Consider the following 25,163-nt stretch of genomic DNA (forward strand, 5'->3'; position numbering starts at 1 on the left):
TTGCATGTCCGCTAATCCATCCGCCGCCGAAGCCGCCATCGCCGAACTGCTGTCGATCATGGCCCGGCTGCGCGACCCGGACGGCGGCTGCCCCTGGGACCTGAAGCAGGACTTCGAGAGCATCGTGCCCTACACCGTGGAAGAAGCCTTCGAAGTGGCGGAAGCGGTGGCGCGGCGGGACTACCCGGAGCTCAAGGAAGAGCTCGGCGACCTGCTGCTGCAGGTGGTGTTCCATTCGCAGATCGCCCGCGAGCAGGGGCTGTTTGATTTCAGCGAGGTGGTGGCGGTGCTCAACGACAAGATGGTGCGCCGCCATCCGCACGTGTTCGGTGATCAGACCGCCGAGGACGAACAGGCGGTGAAAGTGAACTGGGAGGCGATCAAGGCCGAGGAGCGCGCCCGCAAGGGCCGCGAGCACGACAGCGCCCTGGACGGTGTGCCGGAAGGTCTGCCGGCCCTGCAGCGCGCCCACAAGCTGCAGAAGAAAGCCTCCAAGGTGGGCTTCGACTGGCGCGCCACGGCGCCGGTGCGCGCCCATGTGGACAGCGAGCTCGAGGAACTGGACCAGGCCCTGGCGTCCGGTGACCGCGACGCCATCGAGGACGAATTCGGCGATGTGCTGTTCACCCTGGTCAACCTGGCCCGGCACCTGAAGCTGGACCCGGACCTGGCCCTGCGCCGCGCCTCGGACAAGTTCGAGGGCCGTTTCCGCCGGGTTGAGCACCTGGCCGGCGCGCCGCTTTCCGATTTCGACGACGACCGTCTCGACGCCCTCTGGCGCCAGGCCAAACGCCAATCCGATTAGTGCCGGGCCGCTAACCCGACCTTCCTACCCCGACCGGCCACCGCCTCAGCCGGGGGTTCTAGCTCGGTAAAATCCGAGAAAGTTCCGGGTGAAATAAAAAGTTCACATTACAGAAACTTTTCCGTCATCGCTGCTCCCCATACTCCGCCCCCAAGCACTCAAGATGTTCCGGCGGACCAAGCGGCGTCACCGGAGCATCTATCTGCTTCTCAAAATTGCCTGATTGATAGGAGATGCTCCGATGAAAAAGAACTTGCTTGCGATCGCTGTGGGGGCGGCCCTTGCTTCGCCGATGATGATGTCGGGCGTGGCCCTGGCCGACGGCCCGAAAGTATACGGCAAAGTGAATGTTTCCCTGGAAAACATGAACTACGATCCGGCGCCTGCCTCCCCGAACAACGACGACGAGTGGGAGCTGCAGAGCAACGCATCCCGCCTGGGTGTGAAAGGCGACTTCGATCTGGACGTCGCGGATCTGAAAGCAGTCTACAAAGCAGAATTCGAAATCAGCGTTGACGATGGTGACAAAGGCGGTCAGACCTTCTCACAGCGCAACATCTACGGTGGTTTCCAGGGCGGTTTCGGTACCCTGATCGCGGGTAAATTCGACACCCCCACCAAGAAAGCGCAGATGGACGTTGACCAGTTCAACGATCTGGACGGCGATATCAAGAACATCGCCGCCGGTGAAAACCGCGTCTCCAACATCATTCAGTACAGCACCCCGAAACTGGCGGATCTGGTTACCCTGAACGTGGCCTTCATCCCCAACGAAGACAGCGACGACTTCGACAACGACGGTGAGAACGAGAACGGCCTGGCGGACAGCACCTCCATCTCCCTGACCATGGAGCAGGACGCCTTCTACGCCGCCGTGTCCCGCGACACCGACATCCAGGACGACCTGATCGTCGACGGCACCGGCCTGCCGGTTTCCGTACTCGACATCACCCGCCTGGCCGCCGGCCTGAACATGGACGTGTTCGAAGTGGGCGCCCTCTACCAGATCGCCGAAGAATCCGAAGGCGACGGTGAAGAGAACAGCTACGTGGTCAGCGGCGCGTTCAAGATCGATCGCGTTAAGCTGAAAGCCCAGTACGGCATGGTCGACGGCGACCAGACCGACAACGAAGGCACCCAGTACGCCTTCGGCGCGGACTACAAGCTGGCCAAGAACAGCAAGGTGTACGCTTACTTCAACGAACTCACCTACGAAGACGGCACCACCGGTGACGAAGAAGAAGAGCGCACCCTGGGCGTGGGCATGGAACACAAGTTCTAAGAAAAACCGTATCGGGGCGGCAACGGACGCTGCCCACATTTCCTCGACGCAAGTGACAGTTGCCCGCCTTTACGGCGGGCTTTTTTTTGTCCCGGTTTGGCAGAGTCACAAAAGCGTCATATAGTGCACCCTTCGCGAGAACCCGAACAAAAATGGGAGAAGGGACATGAACAGATTAACCCGGTTGGCCACCCCGGCCCTGGCCCTGGCGGCGGCCATCGGCGCCCCACTGACCGTGCAAGCGGCCCCGGAATTCTACGGCCGGGTGAACGTCAGCCTGGACCGCCTTTCCGATTACCCCGACGGCTCCCTGTCCGGCCAGCTCAACGACGTGCGCGCCGCGCGCTCGCCGCTGGAAGAAGGCTGGTTCCTGGAGAGCAACAGCTCACGCCTGGGCGTGCGCGGCCGCGAACCGCTGGAAGTGGGCGAGCTGAGCGTGCTCTATCAGCTGGAAGTGGGCTACGACGTGGACGGTGACAGCGATACGTTCTCCACCCGTAACAGCTTCGTCGGCCTGGGCTCGGTGATCGGTGACGTGTTCGCCGGCCGCTACGACAGCCCGGTGAAAATGGCGGAAGGGCGCGTCGACCGGTTCAACAACACCGCCGCCGATATCAGCGGCTACTTCTTCGGCCAGCGCCGCAACAGCAACACCCTGAACTGGGAAAGCCCGGATTTCAGCGGCCTGGTGGTGCGCGCGCAGCTGGCGCCGGGCGAGGGCGACACCTCCGGTGACGAAGAAAAAGACGGGCTCGCCGACACCTTCGGCCTGTCCGCCACCTGGTCCGGTGAGACGCTGTTCGCGGCGCTCGCCTACGAGCACGGCTATCAGGAAGTGGACAACCCGGCACCGCCGCCGGCGCTGGTGGACGCCGACCTCGACCTGCTGCGCGGCACCCTGGGCGTGACCCTGGGCGAGCTGGATCTGGGCGCCATGGTGGAACAGCTGCGCCTGGACCCGGACGCCGCCGGCGCCGACCGCCTGGACGCCACCTCCTACCTGTTGAGCGCCGGCTGGCGCCTGCTGCCACGGGTGACCCTGAAAGCCCAGGCGGGCCGTTTTGGCGGTGACGACTTCGGCTACGAGGACGACATCCTCACCGCCGGCGCGGACTACAAGCTGGGCCGCCAGACCAAGGTGTACGGCCTGGTGTCCTCCTCCGACGCGACCATCACCTATCCGGGTGGCGTGGACGCCGACGACAGCGGCAGCCTGTTGTCAGTGGGGATGGAACATAAGTTCTGAACGGCGGGACGGTCGGGTTAGGCGTTACTAACCCGACCGGCTTCCGGATGCGGCGTTACTGCCAGCGCTTGAGCGCCAGCGAGGCGTTGGTGCCGCCGAAGCCGAAGCTGTTGCTGAGCACCAGCTCGGGGCGCTGGTCGTTGCTCTTGGTGAGAATCGGCAGGCCCTCGGCGTCCGCGTCCAGCTCGGTGATGTTGGCGGAGCCGGCGGTGAAACCGTCGCGCATCATCAGCAGGCAGTAGATCGCCTCCTGAACGCCGGCGGCGCCCAGGCTGTGGCCGGACAGGCTCTTGGTGGAGCTGATCGCCGGAATCTTGCCGTCGCCAAACACTTCGCGGATCGCCTTCAGCTCGGCCAGATCCCCCACCGGGGTGCTGGTGCCGTGGGCGTTGATGTAATCCACGTCGCCGTCCACCGTGGCCAGCGCCTGGCGCATGCAGCGCGCCGCGCCTTCGCCGTTGGGCGCGACCATGTCGTGGCCGTCGCTGGTGGCGCCGTAGCCCACCACTTCCGCGTAGATACGCGCGCCGCGCGCCTTGGCGTGCTCCAGTTCCTCAAGCACCACCATGCCGCCGCCGCCGGCGATCACGAAGCCGTCGCGGCTGGCGTCATAAGCGCGGGACGCGGTTTCCGGGGTGTCGTTGTACTTGCTGGACAGGGCGCCCATGCCGTCGAACAGACAGCTCAGGGTCCAGTGCTCTTCCTCGCCGCCGCCGGCGAACACCACGTCCTGCTTGTTCAGCTGAATCTGTTCCACCGCATTGCCGATGCAGTGCGCGCTGGTGGCGCAGGCGGAGGCGATGGAATAGTTGATGCCCTTGATCTTGAACGGGGTGGCCAGGCAGGCGGACACGGTGCTCGCCATCACGCGCGGCACCATATAGGGGCCGACGCGCTTGACCCCGCGGGTGCGGGCGATGTCGGCGGCTTCCACCTGGTTGAACGACGAATGGCCGCCGGACCCGGCGATCAGGCCGGTGCGCTCGTTGCTGACGTCGGCCTCGTCCAGGCCGGCGTCGGCGATCGCCTGCTGCATGGCCACGTAGGCGTAGGCCGCCGCGTCGCCCATGAAACGCCGGGGCTTGCGGTCGATATGGTCTTCCAGGTTGATATCCGGCGTCCCTGCGATCTGGCTGCGCATGCCCATTTCCTTATAGGCTTCCTTGAAGCGGATGCCCGGGAGGCTGTCCCGCAGCGCCCGGGACACCTGGTCCGCCTCGTTGCCGAGGCAGGACACGATTCCCAGGCCGGTAATCACGACGCGACGCATATGGTGCTCCATCAAGGTGATATTGTCGTATTAGCGGGCACTAGAACCCTTCCGTCGAGGTAAACAGGCCGACCCGCAGGTCTTTGGCCTCATAAATGTCCTCGCCGTCCACCGAAACCACGGCGTCGGCGATGCCGAGAGTGAGTTTGCGGGCGATCACTCGTTTCACGCTGATTCGATAGGTGACTTTCTTGGCGGTGGGCAGAATCTGCCCGGAAAATTTCACCTGGCCCACGCCCAGGGCACGGCCCCGGCCGGGGTTGCCCAGCCAGCCGAGGAAGAAGCCCAGCAGCTGCCAGGTGGCGTCCAGGCCCAGACAGCCCGGCATCACCGGGTCGGTCTCGAAGTGACAGTCGAAGAACCACAGGTCCGGGTGGATATCCAGCTCCGCGATGATTTCGCCCTTGCCGTATTCGCCACCCTGGTCGGCGATGTGGCTGATGCGGTCGAGCATCAGCATGCCGGGCAGGGGCAGGCGAGCGTTGCCGGGGCCGAACAACTGACCGCGGGCACAGGCCAGCAGGTCGTCGTAGGAATAGGCGGATTTTTGATCCGGATTCGCGGTGTTCACGTTATTTGTGCTCAAACTGGTTACTCCACACAGGCCGGGCTGGTGCCGAACATCCATTGTTTTCACTCAGTATGGAACGGATCGAGCCCGATTCGTTCCAACCCGCCGGTGATAGTGTATGGATGCAAGATGACCTTTTGACTGCAAAATGGCGACGCTTTAAACACAGTGTCGACCCTGATGATAGCCACATAGTAGCAGAGCGGCGTCGTCGGGCACGACCGCTAAGCGTCTCAAAATATGTCCATGCCCGCGGGGCGCCAGGGGCGGCGCGCCGGTGGGCTTGCAAAGCGGGCCGCATCTGCCGATGATGCCCGCGCACACTCAGCCGGAGGAATAAGGTGGCGGCGGAACTCGGACATCTCTCCCTGTGGGTGGCCATAGCGGCGGCCCTGGTGTTGGCGGTATTCCCACTGATCGGCGTGTATCGCCGGGTGGAATCCTGGCAGCGCTACGCCCGGCCTTTGGCCTGGCTGCAGTGGCTGGCGCTCACGGTGGCGATGGTCTGCCTGGGCTACAGCTTCTATATCAATGATTTCACGGTCACCTATGTGGCCAACCACAGCAACTCGCAATTGCCGCTGGGCTACCGGCTGTCGGCGATCTGGGGCGGCCACGAGGGCTCCCTGTTGCTGTGGGGCTGGATGCTGGGCGGCTGGACCGCCCTGGTCGGCCTGTTCAGCCGCAAGGTGCCGCTGCCCATGGTGGTGCGGGTGCTGTCGGTGATGGGCATGATCGCGGTGGGTTTCCACGCCTTCATGCTGTTCACCTCCAACCCGTTCGACCGCTCGCTGCCCTGGTTCCCGATCGACGGCGCCGACCTCAACCCGCTGCTGCAGGACCCGGGCCTGATCATCCACCCGCCCATGCTTTATATGGGTTACGTGGGCTTCTCGGTGGCGTTCGCGTTCGCCGTGGCCGGTCTGCTGGCCGGCAATCTGGACCCGGCCTGGGCCCGCTGGGCACGCCCCTGGACCACCGTCGCCTGGAGCTTTCTCACCGTCGGCATCGCCCTGGGCTCCTGGTGGGCCTACTACGAACTGGGCTGGGGCGGCTGGTGGTTCTGGGACCCGGTGGAAAACGCCTCCCTGCTGCCGTGGCTGGCCGGCACCGCGCTGATTCACTCCCTGGCGGTGAGTGAAAAACGCAACCTGTTCCGCGCCTGGACCGTGCTGCTGGCCATCGTCACCTTTTCCATGAGCCTGCTGGGCACCTTCCTGGTGCGCTCCGGCGTGCTCACCTCGGTGCACGCCTTCGCCAACGACCCCAGCCGGGGCGCCTTTATTCTCGGCTTCCTGGTGGTGGTGGCCGGCGGCGCGCTCACCCTGTTCGCGCTGCGCGCCGGGCGCCTCAAGGGCAAGGGCGGCTTCAAGCCGCTCTCCCGGGAGGCCTTCCTGCTGGGCAACAATCTGCTGCTGCTCACCGCCACCTTCGCGGTATTGATGGGCACCCTGTATCCGTTGTTGGGCGAGGCGCTGGATATCAAGGTGTCGATCCGCGCCGCCTACTTCAACAGCTTCTTCGTGCCGCTGACCCTGGTGCTGATGGCGATTCTGGTGCCCGGCATGCTCAGCAACTGGAAGCGCCAGGACAGCTCGCCGTTGCTGCGGCGCATGCTGATGCTGGCGCCGGCGGCGCTGATCGGCGGCTACCTGGGCGCGCGCCTGCCCGGCGACACGCCCTGGGTGGGCACCCTGGCGCTGATCCTGGCCCTGTTCCTGGTGTTCGCCCACATCGACGATCTGGTGCGCCGCGCGCTGGCCTACAACCGGGGCTTCCTGGGCGGGCTGGGCAAACTCGGCCGCGGCTACTACGGCATGGTGCTGGCCCATTCCGGCATGGCGGTGCTGGTGGCCGGCGTCACCGTGGTCAGCTTCCACGAGGTGGAGCGTGACGTGCGCATGGCGCCGGGCGATGTGGCCGAGGTGGGCGCTTACCGCTTCGAGTTCGACACCCTCAGCGAATACGCCGGCCCCAACTTCGATTCCCGCATGGGGCATTTTCTGGTCAGCCGCGACGGCGAACCGATCGCGGAAATGAACCCGGAAAAACGCACCTACCGCGCCAGCGGCCAGGTGATGACCGAAGCGGCCATCGACGCCGGCCTGATGCGCGATCTCTACGTGGCCCTGGGCGAGCCCCTGGGCGGCGACGCCTGGGCGGTACGCATCTATCACAAGCCGATGATCCGCTGGATCTGGCTGGGGGCGCTGATCATGGCCCTGGGCGGCGCGCTGGCGCTCACCGACGCCCGTTACCGGAAAAAGATGACGCGCAGCAAAGCGGACGCCGACGGCGAGGTGGTTTATGAGTAAAGGCACCAACCCCTGGGTTTTCCTGCCGCTGGTGGCGTTCGTCGCCCTGGCGGTGCTGCTCGCCAGCGGCCTGGGCCGCAACCCGGAAGAGCTGCCCTCGGCGCTGGCCGGCAAGCCGGTGCCGGAATTTTCCCGGCCGTCGCTGCTCAACGACCGCACCCTCACCGAGGAGCTGCTCACCGGCCGCTGGCAATTGTTGAACGTGTGGGGCACCTGGTGCCCGACCTGCTACGTCGAGCATCCCTATTTGCTGGAGCTGGCGCGCAGCGGCATTCCCATTGTCGGCCTCGACTATAAAGACGAGGACGCCAAGGCCCGCGACTATCTGGCCGAATACGGCAACCCGTTCCGCGAAGTGATCGTCGACGCCGACGGCCAGCTGGGTCTCGACCTGGGCGTCTACGGCGCGCCGGAAACCTTTCTGATCAACCCGCGCGGCGAGATCGTGCTGCGCCACGTGGGCGAAATGAACCAGCGCGTCTGGGACGACAAGTTCGCGCCGGTGCTGCAGCAGGCCGGTGAGGCCCCGGGGGTGGCGCCGTGATCCGTCTTGCCATTCTGTTGCTCGCGCTGACGGCCGCGCCGTCCTGGGCCGCCATCGACATTTACCAGTTCGACAGCGACGCCCAGCAGGACCGCTTCCACCGGCTCACCGAGGAGCTGCGCTGCCCCAAGTGCCAGAACCAGAGCATCGCCGATTCCGACGCGGAGATTTCCCAGGACATGCGCGAGCGGGTGGCGCGGATGATCCGCGAAGGGCACAGCGATGAAGAGATCGTCACCTTCTTCGTCGACCGCTACGGGGATTTCGTCAGCTACCGGCCGCCGTTCAACCCCCGCACCGCGATTCTCTGGGTGGGGCCCCTGACCCTGTTGCTGCTGGGCGGCGTGGGTATCGTACTGCTGGTGCGCCGCGCCAGCCGCGAAGCGGAGGAAGACGATCAATGAGTCCGTTCATTGTGCTGATAGTGGTGTTGCTGGCGGCGCTGCTGGTGTGCTTTTTATTGTGGCGCCGGGAAAGCCGCGCCGCCGGCGCGCCCCTGTCGATCACCGGCCTGGCGATCCCCTTGTTGGTGGTGGCGGTGGCCGGCCTCGGTTATCTGACCATCGGGCTGGACCGCAACACCCTGGACTGGCTGGCCGACCAGCGCCGCTACGACCCGGTGGCCGAGCGGGTGATCGCCGGCGAAGCCCCCGGTGAGCAGGACCAGGACATCTCCGCCGCCGCGCTCACGCGGGTGCTGCAGTCGCGGCTGGTGCGCGAGCCCAGCCTCACCGGCTGGTACACCCTGGGTCTGCTCTACGACCAGTTGGGCGCGCCGGCCCAGGCCCAGGAAGCCGCCCGCCGGGCGCTGGAGATGGACCCGGACGACCACGCCGCGCGCCTGCTGCTGGCGCGCGGGCTGATCGCCCAGGCGGACGGCCGCCTCACCGACGAGGCCCAGGCGGAAATCGCCCGGGTGCTGGCGGACAACCCCCGGCACGACGGCGCGCTGATGCTGCAGGCAATGGCCGCCAACGAGGCCCGCCGTTTTGATCTGGCGGCGCGGTCCTGGCGCGCGCTGCTGGCCCGTCACGGCGATGGCGAAGCCGGCGATCTGATCCGCCGCGGCCTGGCCCAGGCGGAGCAGCAGCGTGAGCGCAGCGAGCAGCTGCAAGGGCTCACCGTCACCGTGCAGGCCGACGACGTGCCCGAGGGCGGCACCCTGTTCGTGTTCCTGCGCCGGGCCGGGGAGAGCGGCGGCCAGCCGCTGGCCGCGCGCCGGGTGCTGGCGGAATCGTTTCCGATCCAGGTGACCCTGCGCCCGGGCGACTGGCTGCAGGCCTATCCCGCCGAGCTCGACCAGCTGCGCGTGGCCGCGCGCTACACGCCGGCGCCCGGCTCCAGCGTGGACCAGGCCAACCTGAACGCCGCGCCCACCGCCCTTGATCTGAGCCGGCGCCCGGCGGCGAGTCTCAGGATTCGCCGCTAGGCGCGCCGCCACGGGCGTCCGCGATACCAAGGTCGCCCTTGTACCCGGGGGACCCGCACGGTAAAGTTCCCCCCCTTCGGGCGAGGGGAGCTCCTGACGCCCCTTCCATTCGCGGCAAAACGGAGAATCCTATGCGTGTCATCCTGCTTGGCGCGCCCGGTGCGGGTAAGGGCACTCAGGCGCAGTTCATCAAGGAAGAATTTTCCATTCCCCAGATCTCCACCGGCGATATGCTGCGTGCCGCGGTGAAAGCGGGCACCCCTCTGGGCCTGGAAGCCAAGAAAGTGATGGATGCCGGCGGTCTGGTATCCGACGACATCATTCTCGGCCTGGTCAAAGAGCGCATCACCGAGGACGACTGCAAGAACGGCTTCCTGTTCGACGGCTTCCCGCGCACCATCCCCCAGGCCCAGGCGCTGGTGGAAGAGGGCGTGAATATCGATTTCGTGGTTGAGATTGATGTGGATGACGAAGAAATCATCGAGCGTCTCAGCGGCCGCCGCGTACACCCCGCTTCCGGCCGGGTCTACCACATCAAGCACAACCCGCCCAAGGAAGCCGGCAAGGACGACGAGACCGGCGACGAGCTGGTCCAGCGCGACGACGACAAGGAAGCCACCGTGCGCAAGCGCCTTGAGGTGTACCAGGAGCAGACCCGCCCGCTGGTGAACTTCTATCAGGAGCTGGCCCAGAACGGCGAACAGAACGCGCCCACCTACGTGCGCGTGGCCGGCGTCGGCGGCGTCGACGACATCCGTCAGCGCATCATGGAAAAACTGAAAGGCTGAACTCTCCAGGGGCCCGCGGCAGCGGGCCCTCGCATCTCCCCCCTCCTATCACCCCGATAGCGTGCTCACGTCCTCTGTCTCACCTATCATTCACCCTCCATTGGTTGTGATGCGCCCCCGCGCTTACTCAGGAGAAGGCTTGTTATGTCCGTGACGAAACCGGCGGTGGTCCTGGTCAATCTGGGCACCCCAGACGCGCCCACCACGGCGGCGGTGCGCCGTTATCTGAAGCAGTTCCTGTCCGACCCCAGGGTGGTGGAAGCGCCGCGCCTGATCTGGTTCTGGGTGCTGCGGCTGATCATCCTGCCGCTGCGGCCGCGCCGGGTGGCGAAACTCTACGCCTCCATCTGGCAGCAGGACTCTCCGATCCGGCTGGTGGCCCAGCAGCAGGCCGAAGCGCTGGCCGGCCGTTTCGACTGCACCGTGCGTTACGCCATGAGCTACGGCAGCCCCGGTTTTGAAGCCGTGCTGGATGAGCTGGCGGACCAGGGCCACGACCACCTGTTGATCCTGCCGCTCTACCCGCAGTATTCCGGCTCCACCAACGGCGCGGTGGCGGACGCCCTGGCGCGCTGGGTGCGCACCCGCCGGGAAGTGCCCGGGCTGACACTGGTTAAGGACTACTGGCAAAACCCCGCCTGGCTGGACGCGGTGGCCGACAGTATCCGGCGTTTTCGCGAACAACACGGCGCGGCGGAAAAGCTGCTGTTTTCATTCCACGGCATTCCGGTGTCCTACCAGGACAAAGGCGACCACTACGGTGAGCGCTGCCACCACTCCGCCGCGTTGATCGCCGAGCGCCTGGGTTTGCGCGCCGAACAATGGATGGTGACCTTTCAATCCCGCTTCGGCCCCCAGGAGTGGCTCAACCCCTACACCGATAAAACCCTGGAAAAGTGGGGTAAGGAAGGCGTGCGTTCGGTACAGGTGGTGTGCCCCGGTTTCTCCGCCGACTGCCTGGAAACCCTGGAAGAAATCGACGGTGAAAACCGCGAAGTGTTCCTGCACGCCGGCGGCGAATCGTTTGCCTATATCCCCGCGCTGAACGCGGAACCGTCACACATCGACGCCCTGGAAGCGGTGGTCCGCGCGCATTTATGAAACGCGGTGACGAGTGACCGACACGGGGCAGCCGAACGCTGCCCCGTTTTATTTTTTCTCCGCGCCCCTCTCCCCAAAAAAAACCGCTTTTTATTTTTTTACTGATTCCTACAAACTCTTGGTCAAATAATGTACCAAGTGATTTTTTTTTATGCTACTTTCCGACTGTCGCAGAAAAATGACGTCATAGATTAGGAGATCGATCATGGCCAGAGCAGCAAAAAAAAGTAGCGCTCAGAAAAAAACCGCGGCTCGCAAGACCGCCGCACGCAAGAAGACCACCACCACCAAAACCACCGCCAATAAGGCTCCGGCTCTGCCGAAGTCGGTAACCAACGCCGAGTCCAAGTCCAAACTTCAGGAAAAGGCGGTGGCCCAGGCACAGAAGAAAGTCGACCAGGCCAGCACCAAGCTGGACCGCCAGAAGAAAAAGATCGAAACGGAAAACGACAAACTCAGCAAGTTGCGCGCGGATCTGGCCGCCAAGCGGGATAAGGCCAAAGGCAATGCCACCGCCGCCGCCAAACGCGCCGTGGAAACCGCCCGCGGTCGCATGAACACCCAGCGTCTCAAACTTCAGGACCTGCGCGGCGAGAGCAAACTGATTCGCGCCGAAATCCAGGCCGCCAAGAAAGTGGTCACGCGGGAAAACAAAAAGCTGCGCACCGCCCAGCGTAACCTGACCACCAAGATGCGCGAGTACGAGCGCAAGCTGGCGAAGAAAGCCAAGGTGGCTCAGAAGAAAGCGGAGCAGAAGGCCAAGCGCGCCGCCCGCAAAGCCACCGGCAAGACATCCACCGCGCGCAAAACCACCGCCAAGCGCGCCACCGCCAAGAAGGCGGCCAAGCGCACCCCGGCGAAGAAAAGCGCCAGCAAGCGTCCGGCGGCCAAGAAAACCGCGACCCGCAAGACCGCGGTGAAGAAGACCGCCACCCGCAAGACCCCGGCGCGCAAAGCACCGCGCAAGAAAGCGGCGGCCAAGAAGACCCCGGCCAAGAGCAGCTGACCGGACCGTCCGCCCGTTCGACACAACGCCCCCGGCCAGCCGGGGGCGTTGTCGTTCCGGCCCCCCCCTCCCCCCAAAAAAAACCGCCCTGGGCCTGCCGCCGGGCAGGGGTGGCGCCCAGGCCAAGAAAGCTATTGATAACAATTCGCATTAGAGTTATTCTGCTCCCGAGTTTGAGGAGTGGACGTAGCCATGTACGTTTGTTTGTGTAACGGCATCACTGACGGTCAGATACGGGAAGCAGCCGAAAGCGGTTGCGACAGCCTGCGCGATCTTCGTCGGGAACTTGGGGTTGGCAGTCAGTGTGCTAAATGTGCACGGCACGCCCGTCAGGTATTGCGTGATACCCGTAACGCCATGCCGGCGGTCTCTTCAATCTCGGCAAACCGGGGCGAACCAGTCCAGTACTGGCCTCAGACCGCCTGAGGGCCGCCCCGCGCGAGAGCAGTCCATCAGCCTCCCAGCCAGGCCCGAGCCCAGCCAGGGAGCAGGGACGTCGGCCTCTCTTCCGGCTCTTGAAGACTGATTCTCATTAGTATAACTACTTGTATTTACTCGATTTTTTTCCGGGTAAACCTTGTCCGTGCCCCCGTCTTGCTGAACAATAGTCGCCATTACCCCGCCGGCACGGAGAACGCACATGAAAGGCGACCAGAAAGTCATCGAATTCCTCAACCGCGCACTCGGCAACGAGCTGGTGGCGATCAACCAGTATTTCCTGCACGCCAAGATGTACAAGGACTGGGGCTTCCAGGCCCTGTACGAGCACGAATACCACGAGTCCATCGATGAAATGAAACACGCCGACATGCTGGTCGAGCGTATTCTGTTCCTCGAAGGCCTGCCCAACCTGCAGGACCTGGGCAAACTGATGATCGGCGAAAACACCAAGGAAATGCTCAACTGCGACCTCAAGCTTGAGCAAATGGCGGTGCCCGACCTGCGCGACGGCATCGAATACTGCGAATCCGTACGCGATTACGTCACCCGCGACCTGTTCCGCGAAATCCTCGCCTCCGAGGAAGAGCATATCGACTGGCTGGAAACCCAACTCAGCCTGATCGACAAGGTAGGCCTGGAAAATTATCTGCAAAAACAAATGGAAGCCGGCGAAGAATAAATCGCCCCCGTGGTCCGTTTGCGCAAGAAATCACCGCCCCCGGCTTGACTCCCCGGGGGGCATTGGGAATAATGCGCGCCTCTTGACGGCCAACGCCGCAAGGTCCCGCACCGGTAGCTCAGTTGGATAGAGCATCTGGCTACGAACCAGGAGGTCGGGGGTTCGAATCCTCCCCGGTGCGCCATACAAACTAAAAGGGCCCCGCTCAAATGAGCGGGGCCCTTTTAGTTTGTATGGCTTATACCGGGGAGCTATTTAGAGAACCCCCAGGGTTCGACAAGCCGGCCAAAAGCCGGCGCAGGACGTCGCCGCAAAGCGGCGACGCCCCGAAGGGGTGAGTCCGGCAAAGCCGGACGAATCAATCCTCCCCGGTGCGCCCCTCTACCCAGCAACCACTCCCCATCCCCCCATTACTCCCTGTCTCACTGTCCTTCCATCCAACCTCGCACCTCTCTCACCCAAGCCAGGCAAGCAAAGCCAGGCGCCCCTCTACAAAGCCGCCCCCACACCAGCTCCCCCAACCCCTCCCACCAAAAAAATGTCAACAATCCACCCCCATCCCCCCCACCAAACTCCCCAAAATCAACCACCCCAGTCCCCCATTACCTTGCCTGTTGTCGACAATCCCGATACATTGCGCCGAATCAGGGCGCCGGAACCCCGCCCAAAAGGCGGCGGATCCCCAGCAAAACAGCCCACGCTTGAACCTACCCGGGAGCGGAGCATGAACGATCTATTGGCCCAGGGCGTACAGCTCATGGTGCTGGGCATGGGCGTGGTACTCGCCTTTCTTCTGATTCTGGTGGCGGTGATGACCGGCCTTTCGGCCCTGGTTCAGCGCTTCGCCCCCGAAACCACCGGCGGCAAGCCCGCCACCGCGCCGGCCCCGGAACCCGCACCCCAGGTTTCTCCACACATTCGGGCGGCCATCCAGGACGCCATCCGGCAACACCGCGCCCAACGCTGATCGGAATCTTCCCATGACGACAAAAACGCCTCTCGGCATCACCGATGTGGTGCTGCGCGACGCCCACCAGTCCCTGCTTGCCACCCGCCTGCGCCTGGACGACATGCTGCCGATCGCGGAGAAACTCGACCGCATCGGTTTTTGGTCACTGGAATCCTGGGGCGGCGCCACCTTCGACGCCTGCATCCGCTACCTGGGCGAGGACCCCTGGGAGCGCATCCGCGAGCTCAAGAAAGCGATGCCCAACACGCCCCAGCAAATGCTGCTGCGCGGGCAGAACCTGCTCGGCTACCGCCATTACGCCGACGACGTGGTCGACGCCTTCGTGGAACGGGCGGCGGAAAGCGGCGTGGACGTGTTCCGCGTGTTCGACGCCATGAACGACATGCGCAACATCGAGCGGGCGGTGGCGGCGGTGGTCAAACAGGGCAAGCACGCTCAGGGCACCATCGCCTACACGGTGAGTCCGGTGCACACCCTCGACGTCTGGGTGGAGCAGGGCAAACGCATCGAGGACATGGGCGCCGACTCCGTGGCGATCAAGGACATGGCCGGCCTGCTCACGCCCTACACCGCGTTCGAGCTGGTCAGCCGTCTTAAGCAGGCGCTGGATATTCCGGTGCACATGCAGTGCCACGCCACCACCGGCCTGTCCACCGCCACCGCCCTGAAGGCGGCGGAGGCCGGCATCGACAACGTCGACACCGCGATCTCCTCCATGTCGATGACCTACGGCCACAGCCCCACCGAAACCGTGGTGGCGATGCTGGAAGGCACCGACCGCGACACCGGCCTGGATATTCGCGCCCTGGAGGAAATCGCCGCCTACTTCCGCCAGGTGCGGCTCAAGTACCGGCGCTTCGAAGGCAGCCTGCGCGGCGTGGACTCGCGCATTCTGGTGGCGCAGGTGCCCGGCGGCATGCTCACCAATATGGAAAGCCAGCTGCGCGAACAAAACGCGCTGGATCGCTTCGACGCGGTGCTCGAGGAGATTCCCCGGGTGCGCAAGGACCTGGGCTACATTCCCCTGGTCACGCCCACCTCGCAGATCGTCGGCACCCAGGCGGTGATGAACGTGATGGCCGGCGAACGCTACAAGGCGCTCAGCAAGGAAACCCGCGGCATCCTGCGCGGTGAATACGGCGAAGCGCCGGCGCCCTTCGACGAGGCGCTGCGCGAGCGCGCCCTGGAAGGCGACCAGCCGCTCACCTGCCGCCCGGCGGACCGGCTCGACAACGAACTGGACGCCCTGGGTCGCGAGCTGGAACAGCAGGCCACGGAGGAGGGCATCGAACTGGCCTCCGGCGAGCGCCGCCTGGACGACGTGCTCACCTACGCGCTGTTCCCGCAGATCGGGCTCAAGTTTCTCGCCAACCGGGGCAACCCGGACGCCTTCGAGCCGGCGCCCTCCGAGGGCGACGACGGCCAGGAAGAGGGCGTCTACACGGTCACGGTGGAAGGCCAGCGCTACACCGTCACAGTCAGTGACGGCGGCGACATCGACGGCATCAAACCCCTGGACGGCGAAGCGCCGGCGGCCCCCGGCGCGGCCCCGGCGGCCCCCACCGGCGACGGCGAACCGGTGCCGGCGCCGCTGGCCGGCAACATCTTCGAAGTGCTGGTCAAACCCGGCCAGCGGGTGGAAGAGGGCGAACGGGTCCTGGTGCTGGAAGCGATGAAAATGGAAACCGACGTGGCCGCGCCCCGCGCCGGCACCGTGGCCGAGGTGCGGGTGAAACCCGGTGACGCCGTGGCGGTGGGCGACGTGCTACTGACGATCGGGGGTTAAGCATGGAACAGCTCAATACCCTCTGGCTCAGCACCGGGCTCTATCAGCTCAGTGTCGGCCAGTTCGTGATGATCCTGGTGGGCCTGGTGCTGCTGTTCCTGGCCATCCGCAAGAACTTCGAACCGCTGCTGTTGATCCCCATCGGCTTCGGCGGCATCCTCGCCAACATTCCGGTGGCCGGCCTGGCGGAACCCGGCGGCCTGCTCTATCTGATCTACGAGGCCGGCCTCACCACCGGCGTATTCCCGCTGCTGATTTTCATGGGCGTGGGCGCAATGACCGACTTCGGCCCGTTGTTGGCCAACCCGCGCACTCTACTGTTGGGCGCCGCCGCCCAGTTCGGCATTTTCGCCGCGCTGCTGGGGGCCCTGGCGCTCAATTACCTGGGCCTGGACTTCTCCCTGGCCGACGCCGCCAGTATCGGCATCATCGGCGGCGCCGACGGGCCCACCAGTATTTACGTCACCAGCCGGTTGTCGCCGGAGCTGCTCGGCGCGGTGGCGGTGGCGGCTTACTCCTACATGGCCCTGGTGCCGTTGATCCAGCCGCCGGTGATCCGGCTGCTGACCACCGAAAAGCAACGCCAGATCAAGATGGAGCAGCTGCGTCCGGTGGGCCGGCTGGAAAAGATCCTGTTCCCGATTCTGCTGCTGGTGCTGGTGGCGCTGCTGTTGCCGGACGCGGCACCGCTGCTGGGCATGTTCTGCTTCGGCAACCTGATGAAGGAATCCGGCGTGGTGAGCCGCCTGGTGGACACCACCACCAATGCGCTGATCAACACCGTCACCATCCTGCTGGGCCTGGCGGTGGGCGCCAAGCTCGGCGCCGAACAGTTCCTGGTGCCGGAAACCCTGGGTATTCTGGTGCTGGGCCTGGCGGCGTTCGTGATCGGCACCGGCACCGGCGTGCTGATGGCGCACATCATGAACCGCTTCAGCAAGATTCCCATCAATCCGATCATCGGCGCCGCCGGTGTGTCGGCGGTGCCCATGGCCGCCCGGGTGGCCAACCGGGTGGGCCTGGAAGCCAACCCGCAAAATCATTTGCTGATGCACGCCATGGGGCCTAATGTGGCCGGCGTCATCGGCTCCGCCGTCGCCGCCGGGGTCTTGCTTAATCTGGCTGGATAAATTCGGATATGAACGCCCACTGGCTCGAACGTCTCAATGCGCTGTTGTTCCGTTTGCGCCACGTCTGGGCGGTGGGCAGCTTCAGCCTGGGGCTGGCCAGTTATTTTCTGGTCGAGCGCCAGCCGTGGCTGGCGGCGGTGCTCACCGCCGTGCTGGTGGCCACCTGGCTGGTGCTGATCACCGAGAACATCTGGCTGCGCCGCTTCCGGGGCACGCCCATGGAGCAGGTCGCCCAGGGCGCCCTCAAGCTGATGCTGCAGGGCGTTCACCAGGAAGCCTTCTTCTTCAGCCTGCCGTTCGTTGTGCTGCAGTGGTCCGGCGGCGCCGAATATTTCCTGTTCACCGGGCTGGTGGTCGCCGGCGCGCTGGTGAGCATCATCGACCCGCTGTACTTCCGGCTCGCCGGCCACCGTGCCTGGTATTTCGGCTTCCACGCCTGGGCGCTGTTCGTGGCGCTGCTGGTGCTGTTGCCACTGATCTTCAAATGGCCCACCAACCAGGCCCTGGACGGCGCCGCTCTGCTGACCGCGCTGTTCGCGCTGCCCAGCTTCTGGCGGGTGGGCGGCCCGCGCCGCGCCTGGCGCTGGGCCGCACTGGTGCTGGTCTCCGCGTCGATCATCTCGGTGCCCTGGTGGGGCGCGCGGCTGGTGCCGCCGCTGAGCCTCTCCCTGGAGCACCGGGCGGTGTCGGTGAACTTCAACCGCGAACGCCGCCAGCCGCTGGTCACCGGTGAAACCTTCAGCCGGGAAGAACTCGACGAAGGCCTGTACGCCTACACCGCCATCCGCGCGCCGCTGGGCCTGGGTCAGCCGGTCTACCATTACTGGTTCCATGGCCGCGAGCTGGTGGACAAGGTCCCGCTGAGCGTCACCGGCGGCCGCGAACAGGGCTACCGCACCTGGTCGCACAAACTGCATTTTCCTGACAACGCCAGCGGCCGCTGGCGGGTGGAAGTCCGCACCGCCAAGGAACAGATCATCGGCGTGCTGCGTTTCCATGTGACCGAACGCTGAGCCCGACCATGTGGCAGACCCTGCAAACCGCGCTCACGCCGTACATCCTGTCGCCGCTCACCGTGCTGCTGTGCCTGCTGGCCGCCGGCGGCTGGGTGCTGGGCGCCCGCCGCCTGGCCCGGCAAGGGCGCGCGCCCTCAGTGTGGCGCGCGCTGTCGTTCTTCACTGGCCTGCTGCTCTGCTACGCGGTGATCCACACCCAGTTCGATTACTACGCCCGCTACATGTTCTTCATGCACCGCATTCAGCATCTGGTGCTGCACCACCTGGGCGCCTTCCTGATCGCCCTGGCCAACCCGCTGCCGGTGCTGGCGGCGGTGGCCGGCGGCCGCCGCTTCCCGTTGCTGGCGCGGGCCTTCGCCCCACTGCGGCGGGTGCTGTTCGACCCGGTGGTGGCCACGCTGCTGTTCGTCGGCCTGATCTTCTTCTGGCTTTGGCCCTCGGTGCATTTCGACGCCATGCTCAGCCTGCGGCTCTACGAACTGATGAACTGGTCGATGCTGATCGACGGGGTGATTTTCTGGCTGGTGATCCTCGACCCCAGGGACCCGCGCCAGGCGCGCACCTCCGGCTTCGGCGTGCGCTTTCTGATGCTGGTGGCGGCGCTGTTCCCGCAGATCCTGCTGGGCGCCTACATCACCTTCTCGGAGCCGGGCCTCTATGACGTCTACGCCATCTGCGGCCGCGCCTGGCCGCTCAGCCCCGCCACCGACCAGGTGCTGGGCGGCGTGCTCACCTGGATCCCGCCGGCCATGATGACCATCCTCGGTGCCCTGGTGGTGTTGAGGTACTACTTGAATTACGAACAGCGAGGAGACTGATATGCGCATCCCCGGTTTGCTGATCGCCCTGTTCGCGGTGCTGCTGGCGGGCTGCGGCGAGTCCCCCGTGGCATTCCACGGCAAGGACATCACCGGCGTCATGGACGATCTCAGCTTCACCCTCACCGACGAAAACGGCGACACCGTCACCGAATCCATCGTCGACGGCAAAGCGGTGGTGCTGTTCTTCGGCTACACCCACTGCCCCGACTACTGCCCGATGACGCTGACGCTGCTCGCCCAGGCCATGAACACCCTGTCCGAGCAGGAGCGCGAACAATTGCGCGTGCTGTTCATCAGTGTTGATCCGGAGCGTGACACGCCGGCCTTGCTCAAGGAGTACACCGAATACTTCGGCCCCGAGGTGATCGGTCTCACCGGCAGCAAGGACCAGCTCGACGACGTCACCAAGCGTTACCGCACCGCCTACGGCTACGGCGACAAAGACGAGGAGGGCAACTACGAGGTGTCCCACGGGCTGGCCATGTACGGCTTTGACAAAAGCGGCCGGGTGCGCCTGCTGATGCGCAACGATCAGCCCGTCGAACAGGTCGCCGACGACCTGAAAGCTCTCACCGACCTGTAACCGCGGCCATTGGATGGTGTGGTCCCTCCATCAGGGGCGAGATGCCGGGCAGGGCTGCCCAGGACACGCCACGAGTACATCCCTGTAGGCTCGTATTTGGCCATCCCTGGCCAAATACGGTCCTGGGCAGCCCTGCCCGGCACCTCGCTGATGCGAAGCGGCCACCGCCACGGGTCAGAGAAACCGCCCGGACCTTTCTACGAAGCTCGGTTTGTGGGAACAGGCCTTGTGGTAGCCAGGCTTGGAGGAAATTGCCTTGTGCGAGCGGGCCATGCCCGCGAAAGGGAGCGAAGCTCCCGGCAAAGGTTGCCCCGCAGGATGCCAGAGACTTTTCTAACTTCAGCGCCAACAGCCTCTCTGGGATCCTGCCGGCCGGCAACGCCGGCCTTTCGCTTGCAAGGCAAGCTCCCACAACCCGAGCTTCGTAGAATGGTCCTGGCGGTGATTTGGACCCGTGGCGGTACCGCTGCAAAGTGAGCGGGGCAATGGTGGTGCCTGGAGGGAGCTGTTTGGCCAGGGAGGGCCAAACTAACAGCGGCCAGGGATGGCTTGAGCGGTCCCGGAAGGCACCACCATTGCACCGCGTCTCGGATACGGAGCACCGGAGACCTGAAGAACCCAGGTCTCTGGCATCCCGCCGGGAGCTTCGCTCCCTTTCGCGGGCGGGGCCCGCTCGCACAAGAGCTCCCACAGGCCTGGAATCAGGCGCTCTTTCGGAGCGCCTTGGCGGCTTCCACCATGTTGGCCAGGGCGCCTTCGGTTTCTTCCCATTTGCGGGTCTTGAGGCCGCAGTCCGGGTTCACCCAGAGGCGTTCCTTGGGCAGCCGCTGGGCGGCCTTTTCCATCAGCGCCACCATCCAGTCCACCTTCGGCTCGTTGGGCGAGTGGATGTCGTACACGCCCGGGCCGATGTCGTTGGGGTACTGGAAGTTTTCGAACGCTTCCAGCAGCTCCATGTTCGAGCGCGACGTTTCGATGGTGATCACGTCCGCGTCCATGGCGGCGATCGCTTCGATGATGTCGTTGAACTCCGAGTAGCACATGTGGGTGTGGATCTGGGTTTCGTCGGCCACGCCCACGGTGGCCAGGCGGAAGCAGTCCACCGCCCAGTCCAGGTACGCCTGCCAGTCGTCGCGGCGCAGCGGCAGGCCTTCGCGGAAGGCCGGCTCGTCGATCTGGATCACGCCGATGCCGGCCTTTTCCAGGTCCTGGACTTCGTCGCGCAGGGCCAGGGCGATCTGCCGGCAGGTGGTGTCGCGGGGCTGGTCGTCGCGCACGAAGGACCACTGCAGAATGGTCACCGGGCCGGTGAGCATGCCTTTCACCGGCTTGTCGGTGAGCGACTGGGCGAAGCGGGTCCAGTCCACGGTCATCGCCTTGGGGCGGCTCACGTCGCCGAAGATTACCGGCGGTTTCACGCAGCGCGAGCCGTAGCTCTGCACCCAGCCGAAGCGGGTGAAGGCGAAGCCTTCCAGCAGCTCGCCGAAGTATTCCACCATGTCGTTGCGTTCCGCTTCACCGTGCACCAGCACGTCCAGGTCCACCTGCTCCTGGTAGCGCACCGCGCGGGTGATTTCCTGCTTCATCAGCTCGGTGTAGCCGCTGTCGTCCAGCTTGCCCGCTTTCCAGTCACGGCGGGCGGCGCGGATTTCCTTGGTCTGCGGAAACGAGCCGATGGTGGTGGTGGGGTAGGCGGGCAGTTTCAGCGCCGCCTGCTGTTTGCCGATGCGCTCGGCGAACGGGCTCAGCCGGTCGCGGGACACCTGGCCGGAGGCCGCCATGCGCTCGCCCACCGCCGGGTCGTGGATGCGCCGCGACTGGCCGCGCGCCGCCACCGCCTGGCGTTGCGCCTGCAGCGCCGGCTGCACGCCGTCGTCGCCGTTCAGGGCGCCGCCCAGCACCGCCAGTTCGTCGAGCTTCTGCTTGGCGAAGCTGAGCCAGCTTTTCAGTTCGTCGTCCAGGCGGTCTTCCTGGTCCAGGTCCACCGGGCTGTGCAGCAGCGAGCAGGAAGGCGCCAGCCACAGGCGCTCGCCCAGCTGCGCTTTCAGCGGGGTCAGGGTGTCGAGCAGGGCGTCCAGGTCGGCGCGCCAGATATTGCGGCCGTTGATCACGCCCAGCGACAGCACCTTGTCGCCCAGGCGCGGCAGCACCTGATCCAGCGGATCGTTGCCGCGCACCCGGTCCAGGTGCAGGCCCGCCACCGGCAGTTGCAGGGCGGTGAACAGGTTGTCGCGCAGGCCTTCGAAGTAGGTGGCCAGCAGCAGTTTCACCGAGGCGGCGCCGGCGAGTTGGTCGTAGACACGCAGGTAGGCGCGCTGCCAGGCGTCGGGCAGATCCAGGCAGAGAATCGGCTCGTCGATCTGCACCCAGGTCACGCCCTGGTCGGCGAAGCGCTGCAGAATGGTCCGGTACACCGGAATCAGATTTTCCAGCAGGGTCAGTTTGGCGCTATCGGCGGCGCCGTCGAACGACTCGCCCTTGGACAGGTACAGGTAGGTGAGCGGCCCGGGGATCACCGGCTTGGCGTCCAGGTTCAGGGCGCGGGCTTCGTCCACCTGATCGAACAGGGTCTCGCGGGCGATGCGGAACTGCTGGTCCCCTTCCAGCTCCGGCACGATGTAGTGGTAGTTGGTATCGAACCACTTGGTCATCTCGCAGGCCGCCGCCGGCTCGCCGCTGGGGGCGCGGCCCCGGGCCATGCGGAACAGGGTGTCCAGGGACACCGGCTGATCGTCGGCCTGCTGGAAGCGCGGCGGCACCACGCCCAGCAGACAGGAGAACTCGAGAATCTGGTCGTACCAGGCGAAGTCGCCCACCGGCACCACGTCCAGGCCCGCTTCCGCCTGCAGCGTCCAGTGGCGCTCGCGCAGGCTGCGGCCCACGTGCTCCAGTTCGCTTTGCTGCAGGGTGCCGGCCCAATAGGCCTCGACCGCCTGTTTCAGTTCACGGCGGGCGCCGATACGGGGAAAGCCCAGGTTATGCAGGGTGGTCATGATGAATCCTTTGTCACGCGAAGAGGGGGAAGATCAATTGGCGGCTATTGTGGTCCACCCCTTAGTTGAGACAAAATCAAATATCTAATCTTTACTATGAGTGATGCTCATGTCGTCAGTGCTTGAACTCCGCCACCTGGCCACCCTGCAGGCCATCGACGAGGCCGGCAGCCTGGTGGAGGCCGCCGAGCGCCTGCACGTCACCCAATCGGCGCTGTCCCACCAGCTCAAGGACCTGGAGCACCGGCTCGGGGTGGCGCTGATCGTGCGGCGCACCCGGCCGATCCGTTTCACCACCGCCGGTGGCCGGGTGCTGGCGCTGGCGCGCCAGGTACTGCCCCAGGTGAGGCGCACCGAGACCGAGCTGCGGCGCCTGGCCGCCGGGCAGAGCGGGCGGCTGCACATCGCCATTGAGTGCCATTCCTGCTTTCAGTGGCTGATGCCGGCCCTGGACCGGTTCCGCGAGGCCTGGCCGGAAGTGGAGCTGGATTTGTCCGCGGCGTTCAGTTTCACGCCCCAGGCGGCGCTGGTGCGCGGCGACCTGGATATGGTGATCACGTCCGATCCGGTGGACAACGATGCGGTGCGCTATTTGCCGCTGTTCCGCTACGAGCTGGTGCTGGCGGTGGCGCGGCAGTCAGCGCTGGCCGGCGCCCGCGCGGTGGCGCCCCGGGCGCTGGCGGAGGAAACCCTGATCACCTACCCGGTGGAGCACGAGCGGCTGGATGTGTTCACCGCCTTTCTCGACCCGGCCGGGGTGGCGCCGGCGGCGCTGCGCACCGCCGAGCTGACGCCGATGATGGTGCAGCTGGTGGCCGCCGGCCGGGGCGTGGCGGCGTTGCCCAACTGGGCGCTCACCGAATACCTGGATCTGGATCTGGTGCGCGCGGTCAGGCTGGGTGAAGGGGAGGGCGTGTGGCGCACCCTGTACGCGGCGGTGCGCGACGGTGACGAGCAGGTGCCGTTTATTCAGGAATTCATGGATACCGCCCGCGCCCTGTGTTTCAGCAACCTCAGTGGTATCCGCCGCGCCGCCGGTTAGTGCGGCCCATGCGGCGCCAGGGTGGTCACCCAGTAGTGATAGCGGGGCTTTTTCTGTCGTTGATAGCGCGCGCACACACGCTGCGCCTGGCTGTTGGAGTGGAAACGGCACATCAACAGGATTTGCCCGTTCTCGTCCCGCCGCCACAGGACGTACTGGGTGTTACCACTGGCCATAGGGGGTGCGGCTCAACGCGCTGTTGTAGTATCTGGGGTCGTCGGTGACTTCCTCGCCGAGCCAGGGCGGCCGCTCGAACGGCTGGTCCTCGCTGTCCAGCTCCACCTCGGCGACCACCAGGCCCTGGTTGTCGCCGTGGAATTCGTCCACTTCCCAGACATGCTCGCCCACCGGGATGCGGTAGCGGGTTTTGTCGATCACGCCCTGCGGGCACATTTCCTCCAGCATGGCGTGGGCGTCGGCGGTGGGGATCGGGTATTCGAACTCACTGCGGCTGGCGCCGTGGGTCTTGCCCTTGATGGTCAGCCAGGCGCGGTCGCCTTGCACGCGCAACCGCACGGTGGCGCGGGGATCGTGGCTCAGATACCCCTGGGTCAGACGTTCGCCTTCCTGGTTCGCCAGAAAGTCGACGCCCTTGGTGCGGAATTTTCTCTCGATTTCCACGGCCATGGTCGGACTCCTCGCTGTGGGTCTGTCGGTCAGGGGGTGTCGCGTTCGCCGTCCGGCACCAGGTCCCGGTTGCGCTGCAACTCGTCCACCGGGAAGCCTTTCTCCTCGGCGAGCCCGACCAGGGCCCGGTACTGGTCGTCCGGCAGCCGGGGCTGGCGCGCCAGAATCCACAGATACTCGCGGCCCGGTTCGCCGATCACCACGGTCTGGTAGTCCTTGTCCAGCGCGATCACCCAGTAATTCCCTTCGGCGACCTTGGGCAGCAGCCGGGAAAACCAGTTATCGAAACGGACCTTCAGCTTGGCGTTGTTGGAGCCGGGCACCACGCGGGCCTCGCCTTCCGCGACGCTGGGTTCGTCGTCCTCGCGCTGACAGCGGTTGACCACTTTTACCGAACCGTCGTCGTTGAGGCTGTAGGTGGCGGTGGAGTTGTAGCAGCCGCGCTGGAACCATTGCGGCAGGCGGGCGATTTCATGCCAGGTGCCCGCGTAGCGCTGCAGATCCACCCGGTCCACCGTGGCCAGGGGCCGTTCGTCGCCGCCGCAGGCGGCCAGGAGCAGAGGCAGGCCCAGTAACAGGGCCTTATGGAGAGCCTTATGGAGAGTCATAGTCGGAATCCTTTCGACACTAATCCCATAGTTTAGCCGAAAACGCCCCGGGTTTGCGCAACCGTTCGGCCGTGGCTGGCCCGCGCTCGTCGGGGTGCCCAGGCATGCTA

25 protein-coding genes and 1 tRNA gene are annotated in these 25,163 nt (G+C 65.2%); 20 read left to right on the forward strand and 6 right to left on the reverse strand.

What is annotated here, in order from left to right:
- Positions 1 to 4 precede the first annotated feature (4 nt).
- From mazG to ACMG4O_RS08110, 3 genes are all read left to right on the forward strand, one after another.
- A complete protein-coding gene (mazG, locus tag ACMG4O_RS08100; RefSeq protein WP_414434843.1) occupies positions 5 to 805 on the forward strand; it encodes a nucleoside triphosphate pyrophosphohydrolase in 801 nt (266 codons plus the stop codon).
- Positions 806 to 1,046: 241 nt separating this feature from the next.
- Complete coding sequence (locus tag ACMG4O_RS08105; protein WP_414434844.1) at positions 1,047 to 2,087, forward strand: porin; 1,041 nt, start codon at positions 1,047 to 1,049, stop codon at positions 2,085 to 2,087.
- Positions 2,088 to 2,253: 166 nt separating this feature from the next.
- On the forward strand, positions 2,254 to 3,333 hold the full coding sequence (locus ACMG4O_RS08110; protein ID WP_414434845.1) for a porin: 1,080 nt from the start codon (positions 2,254 to 2,256) through the stop codon (positions 3,331 to 3,333).
- Positions 3,334 to 3,388: 55 nt separating this feature from the next.
- On the opposite strand, the gene fabB is transcribed toward ACMG4O_RS08110, so the two are convergent.
- Positions 3,389 to 4,603: a beta-ketoacyl-ACP synthase I gene (fabB, locus tag ACMG4O_RS08115; protein ID WP_335628738.1), complete on the reverse strand. Its 1,215-nt coding sequence runs from the start codon at positions 4,601 to 4,603 to the stop codon at positions 3,389 to 3,391.
- Positions 4,604 to 4,643: 40 nt separating this feature from the next.
- Positions 4,644 to 5,189: a 3-hydroxyacyl-[acyl-carrier-protein] dehydratase FabA gene (gene fabA, locus ACMG4O_RS08120; protein ID WP_228548155.1), complete on the reverse strand. Its 546-nt coding sequence runs from the start codon at positions 5,187 to 5,189 to the stop codon at positions 4,644 to 4,646.
- 326 nt (positions 5,190 to 5,515) lie between these two features.
- Here fabA and ACMG4O_RS08125 point away from each other — a divergent pair, with 326 nt between their 5' ends.
- From ACMG4O_RS08125 to ACMG4O_RS08200, 16 genes are all read left to right on the forward strand, one after another.
- Entirely contained in the window at positions 5,516 to 7,489 is a 1,974-nt protein-coding gene (locus tag ACMG4O_RS08125; RefSeq protein ID WP_414434846.1) for a heme lyase CcmF/NrfE family subunit, read from the forward strand.
- A complete protein-coding gene (locus ACMG4O_RS08130; RefSeq protein WP_370185395.1) occupies positions 7,482 to 8,033 on the forward strand; it encodes a DsbE family thiol:disulfide interchange protein in 552 nt (183 codons plus the stop codon). The genes ACMG4O_RS08125 and ACMG4O_RS08130 overlap by 8 nt, the downstream gene beginning before the upstream one ends.
- Positions 8,030 to 8,437: a cytochrome c-type biogenesis protein gene (locus tag ACMG4O_RS08135; protein WP_370185396.1), complete on the forward strand. Its 408-nt coding sequence runs from the start codon at positions 8,030 to 8,032 to the stop codon at positions 8,435 to 8,437. The genes ACMG4O_RS08130 and ACMG4O_RS08135 overlap by 4 nt, the downstream gene beginning before the upstream one ends.
- A complete protein-coding gene (locus tag ACMG4O_RS08140; protein WP_414434847.1) occupies positions 8,434 to 9,462 on the forward strand; it encodes a tetratricopeptide repeat protein in 1,029 nt (342 codons plus the stop codon). Before ACMG4O_RS08135 ends, ACMG4O_RS08140 begins: the two co-directional genes overlap by 4 nt.
- Positions 9,463 to 9,593: 131 nt before the next feature.
- Positions 9,594 to 10,250 carry an adenylate kinase gene (gene adk / locus ACMG4O_RS08145; protein WP_142950177.1) on the forward strand — a complete coding sequence of 219 codons (657 nt, stop codon included), beginning with the start codon at positions 9,594 to 9,596 and terminating at the stop codon, positions 10,248 to 10,250.
- 144 nt (positions 10,251 to 10,394) lie between these two features.
- Positions 10,395 to 11,351, forward strand: a complete 957-nt coding sequence (gene hemH / locus ACMG4O_RS08150; RefSeq protein WP_142950178.1) for a ferrochelatase — start codon at positions 10,395 to 10,397, stop codon at positions 11,349 to 11,351.
- A gap of 205 nt (positions 11,352 to 11,556) precedes the next feature.
- The gene (locus ACMG4O_RS08155; RefSeq protein WP_142950179.1) at positions 11,557 to 12,357 is read left to right on the forward strand and encodes a hypothetical protein; all 801 of its coding nucleotides are present in this window, start codon (positions 11,557 to 11,559) and stop codon (positions 12,355 to 12,357) included.
- A 192-nt stretch (positions 12,358 to 12,549) separates the two neighbouring features.
- Positions 12,550 to 12,783, forward strand: coding sequence for a bacterioferritin-associated ferredoxin (locus ACMG4O_RS08160; protein ID WP_142950180.1), 234 nt, complete (start codon positions 12,550 to 12,552; stop codon positions 12,781 to 12,783).
- Between the two features lie 214 nt (positions 12,784 to 12,997).
- Positions 12,998 to 13,477 carry a bacterioferritin gene (gene bfr, locus ACMG4O_RS08165; RefSeq protein ID WP_142950181.1) on the forward strand — a complete coding sequence of 160 codons (480 nt, stop codon included), beginning with the start codon at positions 12,998 to 13,000 and terminating at the stop codon, positions 13,475 to 13,477.
- A gap of 107 nt (positions 13,478 to 13,584) precedes the next feature.
- Positions 13,585 to 13,661, forward strand: a tRNA-Arg gene (locus ACMG4O_RS08170).
- Between the two features lie 540 nt (positions 13,662 to 14,201).
- On the forward strand, positions 14,202 to 14,444 hold the full coding sequence (locus tag ACMG4O_RS08175) for an OadG family protein (protein ID WP_370184542.1): 243 nt from the start codon (positions 14,202 to 14,204) through the stop codon (positions 14,442 to 14,444).
- A 13-nt stretch (positions 14,445 to 14,457) separates the two neighbouring features.
- Positions 14,458 to 16,233 carry a sodium-extruding oxaloacetate decarboxylase subunit alpha gene (gene oadA / locus ACMG4O_RS08180; RefSeq protein ID WP_414433554.1) on the forward strand — a complete coding sequence of 592 codons (1,776 nt, stop codon included), beginning with the start codon at positions 14,458 to 14,460 and terminating at the stop codon, positions 16,231 to 16,233.
- 2 nt (positions 16,234 to 16,235) lie between these two features.
- Positions 16,236 to 17,363, forward strand: a complete 1,128-nt coding sequence (locus ACMG4O_RS08185; protein ID WP_142950184.1) for a sodium ion-translocating decarboxylase subunit beta — start codon at positions 16,236 to 16,238, stop codon at positions 17,361 to 17,363.
- A gap of 8 nt (positions 17,364 to 17,371) precedes the next feature.
- Positions 17,372 to 18,376: a DUF5924 family protein gene (locus ACMG4O_RS08190; RefSeq protein ID WP_370202161.1), complete on the forward strand. Its 1,005-nt coding sequence runs from the start codon at positions 17,372 to 17,374 to the stop codon at positions 18,374 to 18,376.
- Between the two features lie 8 nt (positions 18,377 to 18,384).
- Positions 18,385 to 19,197: a cytochrome c oxidase assembly protein gene (locus ACMG4O_RS08195; protein ID WP_414433555.1), complete on the forward strand. Its 813-nt coding sequence runs from the start codon at positions 18,385 to 18,387 to the stop codon at positions 19,195 to 19,197.
- 1 nt (position 19,198) lies between these two features.
- Positions 19,199 to 19,783, forward strand: coding sequence for an SCO family protein (locus ACMG4O_RS08200; RefSeq protein ID WP_414433556.1), 585 nt, complete (start codon positions 19,199 to 19,201; stop codon positions 19,781 to 19,783).
- Positions 19,784 to 20,484: 701 nt separating this feature from the next.
- Here the strand turns inward: ACMG4O_RS08200 and metE are convergent.
- Complete coding sequence (gene metE / locus ACMG4O_RS08205) at positions 20,485 to 22,776, reverse strand: 5-methyltetrahydropteroyltriglutamate--homocysteine S-methyltransferase (RefSeq protein ID WP_414433557.1); 2,292 nt, start codon at positions 22,774 to 22,776, stop codon at positions 20,485 to 20,487.
- A 118-nt stretch (positions 22,777 to 22,894) separates the two neighbouring features.
- Here metE and ACMG4O_RS08210 point away from each other — a divergent pair, with 118 nt between their 5' ends.
- Positions 22,895 to 23,818, forward strand: coding sequence for a LysR family transcriptional regulator (locus tag ACMG4O_RS08210; protein WP_142950170.1), 924 nt, complete (start codon positions 22,895 to 22,897; stop codon positions 23,816 to 23,818).
- Here ACMG4O_RS08210 and ACMG4O_RS08215 read toward each other — a convergent pair.
- The 3 genes from ACMG4O_RS08215 to ACMG4O_RS08225 are packed head-to-tail and all read right to left on the reverse strand — an operon-like array spanning position 23,815 to position 25,053.
- Complete coding sequence (locus ACMG4O_RS08215) at positions 23,815 to 23,994, reverse strand: hypothetical protein (protein WP_142950168.1); 180 nt, start codon at positions 23,992 to 23,994, stop codon at positions 23,815 to 23,817. The genes ACMG4O_RS08210 and ACMG4O_RS08215 overlap by 4 nt on opposite strands.
- Positions 23,981 to 24,445 carry a CYTH domain-containing protein gene (locus ACMG4O_RS08220; RefSeq protein ID WP_142950167.1) on the reverse strand — a complete coding sequence of 155 codons (465 nt, stop codon included), beginning with the start codon at positions 24,443 to 24,445 and terminating at the stop codon, positions 23,981 to 23,983. Before ACMG4O_RS08220 ends, ACMG4O_RS08215 begins: the two co-directional genes overlap by 14 nt.
- A gap of 29 nt (positions 24,446 to 24,474) precedes the next feature.
- Positions 24,475 to 25,053, reverse strand: a complete 579-nt coding sequence (locus tag ACMG4O_RS08225; RefSeq protein ID WP_142950166.1) for a lipocalin family protein — start codon at positions 25,051 to 25,053, stop codon at positions 24,475 to 24,477.
- Positions 25,054 to 25,163 lie beyond the last annotated feature (110 nt).

It is taken from the genome of Alloalcanivorax venustensis (assembly GCF_047495515.1).
Lineage (GTDB): Bacteria > Pseudomonadota > Gammaproteobacteria > Pseudomonadales > Alcanivoracaceae > Alloalcanivorax > Alloalcanivorax venustensis.